Raw genomic sequence first — 341 nt, forward strand, 5'->3', positions numbered from 1 at the left:
CGGCCGTCGTCGGTGATGCGGTCGCCGTCGAGCGGGACGTTCAGGTCCGAGCGGACCAGGACGGTGCGGCCCCGGACACCCTCCTCGACCAGGTCGGCGAGCGACCTCACAGCTTGGAGCCGACGAGCGCGGTGATGTCGGCGAGCCGGTTGGAGTAGCCCCACTCGTTGTCGTACCAGCCGACGATCTTCACCAGGTTGCCCGACACCTTGGTCAGGCCGGCGTCGAAGATGCAGGAGTGCGGGTCGGTCACGATGTCCGACGACACGATCGGGTCCTCGGTGTACTTCAGGACGCCCTTGAGCGGGCCCTCGGCCGCGGCCTTCATCGCGGCGTTGACC

Annotated in this window: 1 protein-coding gene and 1 pseudogene; both read right to left on the reverse strand. The window is 68.6% G+C overall.

The window, feature by feature from the left end:
- Positions 1 to 110: phosphoglycerate kinase (locus TOK_RS35580; RefSeq protein WP_172457859.1), on the reverse strand; the 110-nt coding region annotated here is incomplete at its 3' end.
- Positions 107 to 341, reverse strand: a pseudogene (locus tag TOK_RS29560) (glyceraldehyde-3-phosphate dehydrogenase); the annotation flags it as partial. The gene TOK_RS35580 and the pseudogene TOK_RS29560, both read right to left, overlap by 4 nt.

Origin of the sequence: Pseudonocardia sp. N23 (genome assembly GCF_002583555.1) — a bacterium.
In the GTDB taxonomy this organism is placed as follows: domain Bacteria; phylum Actinomycetota; class Actinomycetes; order Mycobacteriales; family Pseudonocardiaceae; genus Pseudonocardia.